The sequence below is a fragment of the Syntrophorhabdales bacterium genome (assembly GCA_035541455.1).
Lineage (GTDB): Bacteria > Desulfobacterota > Syntrophorhabdia > Syntrophorhabdales > WCHB1-27 > JADGQN01.
Genome location: DATKNH010000167.1, coordinates 1 through 11,812, shown reverse-complemented (window position 1 = coordinate 11,812; position 11,812 = coordinate 1). Strand labels below are relative to the sequence as shown.

Here is an 11,812-nt window from a genome sequence, read left to right as displayed (position 1 = left end):
AATTAAAATATGTGCGAGGAGGCTCTATGAAAGCCGTAGCAGTAAATGGTAGTCCGCGTAAGAAGGGGAACACTGAAATCCTGCTTGGAAAGGTACTTGAACCGCTAGCGAGCGCAGGTTGGGACACAGAACTCATTCAGCTTGGTGGAAAAAAGATCAGAGGATGTATCGCATGTTACCGGTGTTTTACCACGAAAGATGCCCGGTGCAGCGTGAAGACGGACGTGTTTAACGAGTGCTTCGAGAAGATGCTTGCGGCCCAGGCAATAATCCTCGGAACCCCCACCTACTTCACTGACGTAAGCGCCGAAATGAAAGGCCTGCTTGACCGCGCAGGCCTGGTGAGCGTAGCCAATGGCGGACTGCTCAGGGGGAAAATTGGCGCGGCTGTCGTCGCGGTGCGGCGCGGCGGCGGCACGCACGCTTTCGACACCATTAACCATATGTTCCTTATGTCCGGCGCCATTGTCCCTGGTTCGACCTACTGGAATCTCGGATTCGGCCTGGACAAGGGCGAGGTCTCGGGCGATGCCGAGGGTTTGCGAAACATGGAAGATCTGGGCAAAACTATCGCCTGGTTGGGGAAGGCAATGAGCGCCCATATGGGGAGTTACCCGAAGGCTATCACCGTTGAGGGGAAATAGGGTGAGAACTTTGCTCCGCTATCCTTGGACGTGCCTTGCGACAGATCCAGTTGGTTGCGCCCTCGGTGCAATCTAACGATGCATTCGTGTGCCCATCAAGTGCCGGTATTGTCCGGTCGAGATTTTGTGGGCCGCTATCCTGGCTGCGCTGAAATCGTCGAAATGGTGCATCAGCGTCGAGACTACGTCCCCATCCAGAGCGCTGTCCTTTACCAACCCTTCCAGTGTCTGCCCGGCCTCGCGGGGGCGCATTCCCTTGCGATAGGGTCTATCCTCGGTGATGGCAGCGAAAACGTCTGCTACAGCCATAATCCTGGAGCCAGGCGATAGAGCCTCTGCCCTGACATGGAAAGGATAGCCTGTTCCATCAAGACGCTCATGGTGGAACGAGGCCCAACTCTTGACTTCGTCCATGCCTTTCACGGCTTCGAGAGTGCGGTAGGTGAGGTAGGGATGACGGTGCATGATTCGTTTCTCTCTCGCGTTCAGAGGACCTGGTTTTTCCAGCACTTCCGTGGGAATAGCCAGTTTGCCCAGGTCATGCATCTGACCGGCTACCTCCATGAGTTGACACTGGTCCTGGGAGAGCTGCACGGATCTTGCCAGCCTTTCGGCGACAAGGGCGACACCCATTGAATGTGTGGCTGTATAGGGACTCCGGTAATCGATCATCCTTCTCAGAGTGTCGGCCAGTTCCAGAAGCTGGTCCACATCGAGATCGATGGTGTGAGACTCCGTGATGCGCGAAAGGATCGAACCGAGCGCAGGTGACACCAAGTCAAGCCAGAAATGTTCCCGGGCGCCCAGTTCCAGGAAAGCGTTCACAAAACGAGGCACGAACATTCTCCCTGATTCTCCCTGTATCCTTCCGCGAATTGTCTTTGCCTGGCTCAGCACATCACGTCGACTGTTGACCAACACGGATATGCGGTCGGCCAAGTGCAGGACATGGCTCTCCATCGGAACCTGCTGCTCCGCGACCGATGCGCCTTTTCCCCAGTCCCATGGTGTGTGGTGATACCGTACGAGTGTTGCAGCCCGTTGCAATGGCCTGAAAGCGGAGAGCAGCAAGTAACCCTGCTCAGCATGCAGTTGCGGCTGCTCTGCTTCAAACCTAAGGGCATTGATTCTCTCTTTCAAAGAGAGTGCGCCACAATCATGAAGAGCACCCGCTAATAACACATTGACTTTCATATCCTCTGTCAAGTGCAACTCTGAAGCGAGGGCGGACGCGATGTAAGCCACCCGGTAGTGGTGATTGACTACCGCAGGGCTGATCATATCCATCGCGTCTGAAAGAAGCAAGACGAGATCAAAAAGGTGTACGTGTTTTCTCTGATGCATAGGCTAATTGTAATCTCTCCTGCTCATAACGCAAGGTGACATGTATTGTGAGGCAATTCGTCCAGCAGGAGAGGCTTAAGCGACTGTTTTCTCTGCCGATAACACTTCCATGAGGATTGAAAGTTCCAGCATATCTCTTGCTTCGACCCACCAGCTTACGAAGTCGCGCGAAAGGAAGCAGATCCTGCAGGTCGTGGACGACGGGCAGACAGACGGCGTATTACGCAATAAAGGTATCCGCTCCACAAGAAGACACGGCCATGCGCACTTGGCTGCTAATGATAACCAACGGCGCGCGGATCTCAATTGGCACGTGCTCACGGATTTGATGTATCGCATCACGGGGAAGAAACCGTCGATGCAGGATGACTCAAAGGCTGCGGGACACGTGACTGATGCCTCAACACCATCGGAAGATTCAATTCAATCGTCGGAACAACCCTCTAATCTGCCTGAAGGGTGGGTGGTTCGATACACTGTAGTGGATGCATATACGGAGCAGGAGAAGACCGCTTTTCAAGCCAAGGGTACTGTCACCGCCAATGGAAAGGAAATCAACTTTTCCGTGTCCCTTGCCATGGGCCGGTCATATGCCCAGTCGCTCAGCAGCGAATTACGCGCAGGTAACTCGGTAGAAGATTCGCCTGTCGTCTATCCAGGACAAGGGACAACTACCCTTTCCGACAATCGGATCCAGTTCGATAGCGCCATGGATGGGAATAAAAACGACGTGCCATTTCCGGGTCAGCTGGGCGGCTTCCTTGCCATCGATAAGAATGGCAATGGTGTGATTGACGATGGTTCGGAGTTCTTCGGGCCGACGACCGGTGATGGATTCCGGGAGCTTGCAGCGTATGATGATGATAAGAATGGCTGGATTGACGAGGGCGACGCCGTATACTCCAAATTGCGAATCTTGGGACAGAACGGTGATCATCAGACGCTTGATACTCTGCAGTCCTCCAACGTCGGAGCCATTTACACAGGGAGTGTGGCAACGCCCTTCGAAATAAAGAACGATCAGAACCAGACCCAGGCTAGAATCCAGAGATCGGGCATCTATCTCACGGAAGACGGAACGCCCGGCATCGTTCAAAGCATAGACATCGCAGTATAGTGTAAACTGCGCGCGCCTGCCGCGACTCGAACGCGGAACCTACGGATCCGAAGTCCGTTGCTCTATCCATTGAGCCACAGGCGCGTGTGAGGTACTCTAACACGTTACCGCTTCAAAATCATCTCTCGATAAGGGGGACCTCAGAGGGGTACCAGGTATATTGAGACGCACAAGAGCACCAGCCAAAACAGACCGAAGGTAACCAGCGTCGATAACATGAGGCCGATAATCTTTGAGTACAGCTGGAGAGGCATTGCTGGTTGTGGTCGTGACGGTGTTTCGGGGGAGTGACCGGTCAGGGCGTCCAGAAGCTCCTTGCAACGGTTGTTCGTGCCTTGAAAATGCTTCCGGACTGCGAGACTGGCCACGTACGAGATAATGATCTGCACCACGAAGAAAGCGGTGAGAAAAATGATGGGCAGACTTACCTTCAACGCGCCAGTGAGAAGAACACTCGTGAACCACCCAATAGCAGCGAAATTGACCGTCAAAAAGAAGGTGTACCAAGAGAGATACAGCTGAAAATGGTGTCGCGCATATGCGTTAAGTTCGGTAAGTTCCGTGTTGAGTAGATCGCTCCCGTCCTTCATTACGTCCCTGCCCAAACGATGCAGGCTCGTGCGTGACCCGTACCAGACAGGGCCCAAGTATGGAAGTCCTTCCAACTGAGGCTTGCAGCGGCATCAGCCCGATTTCCTGTCTGGTTTCCCTCTTTCTCCGCCTCGTAAACTCTCATGAAGCATCCTCTCTGCGCTGCTTTATTCGCGTAATAAACCCACGCAAAGGTCTTCGTCGCGTGATTCGAGAGACACGTCCGCCTTCTTATTCAGTTACTCACTGAGGGCCGCGATGTCAAGTGGGCCTGGGTCTTGGGAAGCCCTATATTCCTCCTGCCACGTGTAAGATGGTGTAGGGCTCTTGGTAATGGACTTGTCCAGTTCTCTAGAGAACGTGTAAAGAACCGTCCCTGGAGTAGTACCGTGTTGCGCCGTCATCCGACAATTGCAAGATATTTTTCCTTGCGATCCTCAAGGGACAGGGGTAGGATTTCGGTAACCATTGTTAAAGAGGGGGAGTCTATGAATGTCAAACCAAAATGGATGTTGCATTCCTTCGGGCTGGCCGTGTCCCTGGCCGCAGTGATTGTGGTGTTACGGGGCGACGCCGGTGCGCAGCAGTATCCAAGCCATGATATTCACCTCATCTGTGCTATGCCCGCAGGCAGCGGGGCTGATGTGCTCGTTCGGTATTTTGGCGAAAAGCTCCGTCCCGTAGCAAACCGGACAATCATCGTTGAGAACAAGGCCGGGGCTGCGGGCAATATCGGGACCGAATACGCGGCAAGAGCAAAGCCGGACGGCTACACCATATTCGTCCACGCAGCAAGCGCAGTGGCGGCAAGCATGCATCTGTTTAAAAAACCGCCCGTGGACGTGGGTAAGACGATCCTGATCGCGGCGACGATCAACCGGCAACCTTTCATGCTGGTGGTCAGCGCGAAGAGCCCTTACAGGACGGTCGCCGAGCTGACCGCTGCCATGAAACAGAAAGGAACAAAGGTCAGTTACGCGACGACCGCTCCTAACGGCACTGTCATGGGTGAGATCTATAAAGCTACGACGGGTGTCCAGGCCGTGGAGATAAGTTACAGGTCCGGCCCGGATTCCCTGAACGAACTGCTCAGTGGCAAAACCGATTACGGCATGCTTGATCCCGCATTCTCGCTGCCCCAAATCCGGGAAGGAAGGCTGCGGGTCCTTGCCGTCAGCAGCGGGAAGCGACTGGAGGCCAACCCGGATATTCCCACGATGACTGAATCGGGGGTTCCCATGGACCTGACCGGGTGGTGGGCTGCGATGCTGCCTGCCGGGACGTCCAAACCAATCGTCACCACGGTGAACCAGTGGTTCACTCAGATTGTGAAGACGGATGAGACGAAGAAGTTCCTGAACAACTTCGGTGGCGATCCCTTCATTATTTCACCCGAAGAAGCCCAGGCGCTTTTCGAGAAATCGATCAAGGATTGGGGAGAGTACGTCCGGATCGCCAGGATCGAGCCGAAAGGCTAAGCAAGGAGGAACGTAACAAAACCGCTAAGCACGGCTCGTCTAGCTCTCTAATGTCAATCCTTCGTGTGCAAGCTCGACTGACTCTATAGCCACTTCATTGCCGTCTGCTTTTAAAGACGGCCCCTCTATCTTTTTGATTAATGCGTTCTTTATACTCCAGCGCATCACATCATTGTGCTCGTCGTCCAGAAGGATGATGGCACCATTCCTGCGGTCTGCTTTTCCCTGCACAATGTTCCTATACCAGTCCCAGAGCTCGGTGTTGTTGGTGTAGCCGCGCTTGAGGGTAATATTCGAGTACTTGCGCAAACCGGGGAGCTTACGTACGTTGAGAGCTTTATCGGCGCCCTCCCTGTAGTCTATGACCTCTATTTCTGCGGTGAGTCCGCTGCATTCGCTGAAACTACCCGTGGTAAGACCATCTATTTCCACGCGAAAATTACATGCCTTGTAAGGATCCGTCCGTGTTGATGTCGGCATCTCGCTTACACCCCCAATCGCTGAATTGGCGGCCCGGAGGGCCAGGATCCGGCTTCTGACAAGCCCACAGCGCCCTGGCGCTCTGACGTACGCCTGAATTCATTTTCAAAGACACTTTGCAGCGCGGGATTGTACCCCAGGAGAACGCTGTCCAGCTGCTGCTGGATTTCGATTTCTTCGTCCCACTGAGGACCGGCAATGCTGTGCAGAAGCGGCCAGTCGCGCATTATGCCCCCGACATCTCTGGCAGCAATAAAATCAAGGGCCGTTTCCAGGTAATCAAGGGCAACCGCCGAGCATCGCGCGGTCAGGTCCCGAAGCTCCCTTTCGTAGGCCGCGATCCACGCCCCGGGCTCGAATGCATTTGCAAGGAGAAGGTCGAATTTCGCAAGGCGGAGACGTTCAACAAGGCCAAGCTTGTCGAAATTGCGAAACCGGAAAGCCATTGCCGCATACAATGAGAACCAGTCGAGCCTCGGGTCCGGAAAGTCGTAGTCCGGCTGACTCAAGGTCCCTTTGAGTCGTCCCTCCCTTATAAGCCGCGCTTCGATCGGCGTACCGGCATAAGGAAGCATTTTGCAGAAATTTGCCGGACATTCGCCGTCAGCGGTGACGCGTCTGAGGAAGTGGATGTTTTCCCTGATCGAGTCGACTGTACTGTCCGGATCAAAAAGCATAAAGCCCATGTCAAATGCGATGCCGATTTTTTTTAAGAGTTCAACGGCCTTGTGATTTTGCTCGACGGTCACCAGCTTATTCAGAGTCTTGAGTCCTGCCGGATTACCCGATTCTACGCCAAGATAAATCATTATGAGCCCGTGCTCACGAAAGCGGGAAAAAAGATCTTCGTCGAGGTCGTCCACACGACACGAAATCTTCCATCTGATCTTCTCTGACAGGGCTGATTTGCTGAGGGCCTCCAGGTAGCTCTCGTTCCATTGCCGCTGCTGCCTGCTCTTTGCAGCGAAGTCGTCATCCTGAAAGATAAAGAGGCGTACGCCGTCCTCCTCGTACAGAGCGTTCATCTCGGCGACAACAGCCTCGGGCTTTCTCGTGCGCCTGAGACGGCCGGGGGGTCCTCCGTAAAACTGCCGTATGCTGCAGAATGAGCAGTTGTGCAGACAGCCGCGGCTGGCGAGCATCGATACGGCCTTCACGCCTCTGGTCAGCATTCTCGGCTCTCTCTTCACCTGAGGCAACGCATCGAGGTCTGCGATCAGAGGGCGGGGAGGGTTTACAACGATATCGGTTCCGCGACGGAAGACGAGCCCTTCTATCGAATCCCAGGTCTCCGGCCGGTGCAATTGCCTCATGAGGTCGAGAGTAGTGTACTCACCTTCGAACCTTATCACAGAATCAAGATCGGGAAGAGCTTCGAGCACCTCGCGGGGACGAAGACTGGGGAAGTGGCCGCCCGCAGTGAAATGGGCCCGGACGCCCTCTTTTCTCAAGGTTGAAGCCAGTTCTCCAAATTCATTGAAGGTATATTGAAAGATGATCGAAATCCCGACGAGATCAGGATTGTACTCCTTCACTGCTGAAACGACGTTGGACACATTTCCCGGTACGTATGGAATGATGACGGAGTGAAACCCGTAGGAATCAAGTGTGGCCTTGATGGAGCGCAGGCCGAGGTTTTCCTGGTCCTCGTACCCTATGAGCATAGCCCGGACAGAGCTCTTCGCACGAGCACGCATACCTTAACCTCTTAACGCAAGAGATGGCGAGCTTTGCACTCACCATCTCTTCGCTCTTCAGCCTCTACCTGCTTTTCCCCTTGCCGGCAACAATGTCGCGGATCTTCTGCAACTGTTCGAGCTGCATTTTCTGCTCGGCAATTTTCGTCTCGAGCTGCACCACCATAATCTGCTGCAGTTTTTCGCGGTCGAGGATCCACCAAGGGACAGGATCAACAGTCTGCCAGAATCTCAACTGCCCCCAATCAATGCCCGGAATTTTTGGTTCCACATTGTTCATGATTCCCTCCTTGTGGTTTGAGCTGGCATTTCTGCCAACGGTGTACTGTTTCGTCCTGCCGCCCAATCGCCTCCGCGGCGAAAGCAGCAACACCTTTTACCCTGCGCCCCGGAGCAGTACCATAAATTCACGTTCTACTCTACTCTTATCACGAGAGGTGAGAGTGTCAAGAGTAAGGTTCAACCTATGTAGTATTGTTTGTTGCGCTCCTCAGCCTATTCAATCTTGTCCTGACAGTAGACTCGTTGTGCTCTCTGGAGCGAGGAACGAGAAGAAGGCGGTAACGGTATGCATTTTTACGATTTCAAGGAGAGCAAATTTGCGCGCATCAGGTCGATCATGAGGGGCAGTCCTGAAGATCCGGCACCATGCTATCGACAGTTGCCAAATAATTCTTGCAGTCTAACGATAATGTGCGCTGCGCAGAGTGCTTCGATATTTTCAGGAACCGAAAGGCTAAGCGATGGATGAGGAACCGAAATCGGCAGGATGGTGGCGAACTATTTTCGGTATCCTGACAGCAACCGCCGATGTCATTACGGCTTGGGCTCCAACGGTCTCTATTGACCTTAAAGCTGTAAACCGGTAGGAGGCATAGGCCATGGGATACGGGACTGTGGCCGGTAAGGTCTCCATCAGCGCGAAGCCCGTAAACTAGTGCACGAGCGACCTGAGTAACGTGGACGATACCTGAGCCACTTCATTGACGGCGCGGTCGAAGGCCTGCTTGTTCACATGAGATGGATTGGTGAATCCACTGATCTTCCGCACAAATTGTAGCGCTGCGGCACGGATCTCCTCCTCACTCGCAGGCGTATCGATGTTGTAGAGTTTCTTGATGTTCCTGCACATGTTTCTTACCTCCACTGGTGGCGCTCGGGCACCTTCATTAGAGTACCAGATTCTCCCGACGGTAAGTAAACCCTGGGCACCCTTAGCCCTCGCGTCAAGCACCAGTAGGTACTCCGGGGACGCTCTTCAGTCTCTTAAGCTTATGAATTCTTGGCGGCTGACGATAAAGATGTATTACTTGAGGCGTTTCCAAGGGCGTCCCACCCAATCTCCAATCGAAGCATGCTTTTGACGGAACAGGATTATCGGGTTGAAATGTGACAACGCAAGTCTGACGAGACGGAGGAGAAAATGAGGAAAGCCTGGATTTGGTCGGTAATGGTGGTTGTTATTCTCGGGGCCAGTGTGTTGGTGTTTGCTGACAGTGATGAAAAAGGTCCGGTAAAAATGAACACGGTGAGTGTACCGAACGTGGTCGGTATGCTCGGTGGTAAAGGAAGACAAGCCGTCGAGAACGCCGGTCTCAAGTGGGCATACGCCAGTCAGGGAATCCCTGTAACAGACCCCAACAAGAATGCAATCGTCGCCTCGCAGTCGCCGAATGCGGGCGCCCAAGCGATCCGGGGGTCGACTGTTACGCTGACACTATATGTATTTTCCGAGAAAGCGCTGAGGGATAACGACCAGAAGGGAACAGTTAACCTGCCACGCCGTTGATTGGGATCATTCGGCTGCGGTGGCGCGCGACCTGCTACCGCAGCCGAATGATCTTATCTGTAAGTCAACAGAGGCTTAGCAGACCTTAGCGTTGTCGCTGCCTGGTCCGTGCGTTTGTCGTACGTAGCTAATACGCAATCCCAAGCTTGGAGCAGACCTTGCGCGAGAAGTCGCGGACCTTTTCATCGGCGTCCTCGAGGCCCAGTTTTATCGGCGCTTCGTACCTGTCGCTGTAACCGTTCATCATCACGGTCAGGGCGTTCAGTTTCCATTTCCAGAGGTTCTCAGGCTTTATGTACCAGTACTTGAGGCCCAGCGTTCTCCCGATGTGGTCGTAGCTCATCTCCATGATTTTTTCGGGGCGCATCAACGGCGCCAGAGCCACGAGCCCCGGAAACTCAGTGTCGCCCATCGATTTGCCTTTATTGAAGGGGCATACGTCCTGGCATACGTCGCAACCATAGAGCCTCCCGCCTATCTGTTCCGCCATTTCGGGAGAAGGCACACCCATGCCCATGTTCGCCGACAGGTTGGTCTGAAAGCTGATGCACCCGACCATCGACATGGTGTAGGGCTCGGACAGGGTGCGAGTCGGGCAGGCTTGGATGCACTTGCCACAGTTTTCCGGGCAATTCTTGAGCTTCACGTCGCGAACAAGCTCGAGATCCCGGTCGACCCCGACCATATCGATGCGAATGTGCGACCCTTTTTCGGTATAGAAGAAGTTGTTCTGGCGGATGATTCCGAGACCGGCCTGATAGGCTGCCCACCGTGCCGGCGCCTGGATTCCATGAGGACCGCCCAGTGTACATTTGAGGCCGAGGCTTTCCAGAAATGCGGCAAACTCCCTGCGTATCTTGAAGAATGGAGCGTTTTCGTCCGTCCTGCTGTCGAACATGTAGGCCTTGCCGTAGATTCCGTCAAATTCGCGGGGCACGTTATACCTGTGGATCGGAACGATGGCGACTATGATTGATTTTATCGTAGGGTCAGCGGCTGAAGGATCTGCGTAAGTCCTGAAGGTTCCATAGATCCTTTCTCCCATGGGGATGCGCGCGATGCGCTCCTCCAGCTTTTCGCGGTAGCCGGCCAGCGCACCCACTCTTATGATGCCACAGTCCTCGTATCCCAGTTCCAGGGCCTTTTCCCGTATCTTGCCTTCAATCATCATAACTCCTCCTTCGGATGCTCGAACCAGAACGTCGAATTTGATGTACCCTAAGCTATACCACTTGCTTATTGCAAGTAGTATATAACATCAACTTGCTTTATGCAAGTGAAATGTGTATCCTTTGACCATGCGGAAAATTAACAGGAGATCGATGTGCCCGATCAGCAGCGCTCTCGATATTCTGGGCGATAGATGGACATTGCTGATAATAAGAGACCTGATGTTCAGTGCGAAAAGAACTTACGGTGAGTTTTTACAGTCGGAGGAAGGGATTGCGACCAATGTTCTTGCAGATCGCCTTCTCACTCTGGAAAAGGCGGGGATCGTCGCAAAGAAGAGCTTTCCCGGAAACAGGGCGAAAAACCTTTACCAGCTGACCCACAAGGGGATCGACCTGCTACCCACCTTGCTTGAGCTTATAATATGGGGCGACAAGTATTTCGAAATCCCGGAACGTATTCGCCGGCTCGCCCGTCAGATCAGGAAGAACAGGGATGGCGCTATAAAGGAGATCTCAACACGGCTTGCGGCAGAGGACGCGGATACGGGCAGGAGATAAGCCAGAGTCATAAATCCGTTAATTACCGCTCCAACCGGGAGGCAGCTTGACCCCTGTCACTTTTTCCAATTTGTCCCAATCCCGACCCCATAGAGTCGTAAACGTATCGCGCAATGCTTCGTAAGAACGTTTCCAACCCGATTCAAAGTCATATTTCAAGGCATCCTCAAGAAACGGAACAATATCCTTCAGTCTTTCCTTTGGCAGGTATGCCCGTGCTCCCGTATCATAAGCCCGCTTCAAGTTTTCCGGGCTGAGAGCGTGCGCAGTAAGCATTACCGCCCTCAGATTCTTCTTCACGGCAATGTCCAGCAGGTCAAAACCTCGAACCCCCATGATGTCGAGAATGATCAGGTCGTAAGCTCCTGATTGAAGCAACTTCAGGGCTTCGGCATAGCTTGTGGCCTTATCGATGGCACAGCCGACGCAGCTCGATGTGATCTCTTCCTCGAGGACATCGAGAACATCCTTTTCATCATCAACGGCTAGTATCTTTCTTTGATCCAGAATAGAGCCACTCATTATGAAACCTCCTGTGAGAGATCAGTCCGATACCGACGACCGGGCTGACTGCTCTTCCCTAAATGTTGGTGTCCCGTTCTTTATTATTGTGCATGCAAACGAGTTGTGCAATAAAAAAGCGAAAGTCCGGATAACAGGAAGGACGAAGCACGCCCAGACTACCTGCAAATCGACAGGTGTCCGGAAAGCAGAAACCCACTGAGTCTACCGGGACGAGGGTTAATATGTGCAAGAGCTTTTGTAAGACAACGCGGCGCAAATCTTGTATAATGTGAGATGTGGAACGCTTCAGCCCGGAGATGACGTGAAGCTGCCGCGCTCCAGGCCATCGTTACGGTCGTCACGTGCTGCACCTCATGAACGGATGATAAGATGAAGATCATCTCCGGCGGACAGACAGGCGCAGATCGCGCAGCACTA

The 11,812-nt window shown here is 53.5% G+C and carries 13 protein-coding genes and 1 tRNA gene; 5 read left to right on the top strand and 9 right to left on the bottom strand.

All coding sequences use genetic code 11. From position 1 onward, the window contains the following. Positions 1-644: flavodoxin family protein (locus tag VMT71_18065; GenBank protein HVN25878.1), on the top strand; the 644-nt coding region annotated here is incomplete at its 5' end. Between the two features lie 72 nt (positions 645-716). On the opposite strand, the gene VMT71_18060 is transcribed toward VMT71_18065, so the two are convergent. Next, the gene (locus VMT71_18060; GenBank protein HVN25877.1) at positions 717-1,988 is read right to left on the bottom strand and encodes an HD domain-containing phosphohydrolase; all 1,272 of its coding nucleotides are present in this window, start codon (positions 1,986-1,988) and stop codon (positions 717-719) included. 109 nt (positions 1,989-2,097) lie between these two features. On the opposite strand from VMT71_18060, the gene VMT71_18055 reads away from it, so the two are divergent. Beyond that, positions 2,098-3,105, top strand: coding sequence for a hypothetical protein (locus tag VMT71_18055; GenBank protein ID HVN25876.1), 1,008 nt, complete (start codon positions 2,098-2,100; stop codon positions 3,103-3,105). 11 nt (positions 3,106-3,116) lie between these two features. Here VMT71_18055 and VMT71_18050 read toward each other — a convergent pair. Both VMT71_18050 and VMT71_18045 read right to left on the bottom strand, forming a co-directional pair. Then, a tRNA-Arg gene (locus tag VMT71_18050) sits at positions 3,117-3,189 on the bottom strand. A 56-nt stretch (positions 3,190-3,245) separates the two neighbouring features. Beyond that, positions 3,246-3,695 (bottom strand): hypothetical protein, encoded by a 450-nt coding sequence (locus VMT71_18045; GenBank protein HVN25875.1) that lies wholly within the window; start codon positions 3,693-3,695, stop codon positions 3,246-3,248. A gap of 489 nt (positions 3,696-4,184) precedes the next feature. Here VMT71_18045 and VMT71_18040 point away from each other — a divergent pair, with 489 nt between their 5' ends. Next, complete coding sequence (locus tag VMT71_18040; protein ID HVN25874.1) at positions 4,185-5,174, top strand: tripartite tricarboxylate transporter substrate binding protein; 990 nt, start codon at positions 4,185-4,187, stop codon at positions 5,172-5,174. Positions 5,175-5,213: 39 nt separating this feature from the next. Here the strand turns inward: VMT71_18040 and VMT71_18035 are convergent, their stop codons facing one another. The 4 genes from VMT71_18035 to VMT71_18020 all read right to left on the bottom strand — a co-directional run bounded on the left by VMT71_18035 (position 5,214) and on the right by VMT71_18020 (position 8,483). Beyond that, positions 5,214-5,654 carry a phage tail protein gene (locus VMT71_18035; GenBank protein ID HVN25873.1) on the bottom strand — a complete coding sequence of 147 codons (441 nt, stop codon included), beginning with the start codon at positions 5,652-5,654 and terminating at the stop codon, positions 5,214-5,216. A 5-nt stretch (positions 5,655-5,659) separates the two neighbouring features. Further along, positions 5,660-7,351, bottom strand: a complete 1,692-nt coding sequence (locus VMT71_18030) for a radical SAM protein (GenBank protein HVN25872.1) — start codon at positions 7,349-7,351, stop codon at positions 5,660-5,662. A 64-nt stretch (positions 7,352-7,415) separates the two neighbouring features. Then, positions 7,416-7,631: a hypothetical protein gene (locus VMT71_18025; protein HVN25871.1), complete on the bottom strand. Its 216-nt coding sequence runs from the start codon at positions 7,629-7,631 to the stop codon at positions 7,416-7,418. Positions 7,632-8,285: 654 nt separating this feature from the next. Next, positions 8,286-8,483: a DUF2277 domain-containing protein gene (locus tag VMT71_18020; GenBank protein ID HVN25870.1), complete on the bottom strand. Its 198-nt coding sequence runs from the start codon at positions 8,481-8,483 to the stop codon at positions 8,286-8,288. A 291-nt stretch (positions 8,484-8,774) separates the two neighbouring features. Here VMT71_18020 and VMT71_18015 point away from each other — a divergent pair, with 291 nt between their 5' ends. Continuing rightward, positions 8,775-9,140, top strand: coding sequence for a PASTA domain-containing protein (locus VMT71_18015; GenBank protein ID HVN25869.1), 366 nt, complete (start codon positions 8,775-8,777; stop codon positions 9,138-9,140). 127 nt (positions 9,141-9,267) lie between these two features. On the opposite strand, the gene VMT71_18010 is transcribed toward VMT71_18015, so the two are convergent. Then, positions 9,268-10,311 (bottom strand): 4Fe-4S double cluster binding domain-containing protein, encoded by a 1,044-nt coding sequence (locus tag VMT71_18010; GenBank protein ID HVN25868.1) that lies wholly within the window; start codon positions 10,309-10,311, stop codon positions 9,268-9,270. Between the two features lie 151 nt (positions 10,312-10,462). Between VMT71_18010 and VMT71_18005 the strand changes: the two genes are divergently transcribed. After that, complete coding sequence (locus VMT71_18005; GenBank protein HVN25867.1) at positions 10,463-10,870, top strand: helix-turn-helix domain-containing protein; 408 nt, start codon at positions 10,463-10,465, stop codon at positions 10,868-10,870. Between the two features lie 18 nt (positions 10,871-10,888). Here the strand turns inward: VMT71_18005 and VMT71_18000 are convergent, their stop codons facing one another. Further along, entirely contained in the window at positions 10,889-11,392 is a 504-nt protein-coding gene (locus VMT71_18000; protein HVN25866.1) for a response regulator, read from the bottom strand. Between the last annotated feature and the right edge of the window lie 420 nt (positions 11,393-11,812).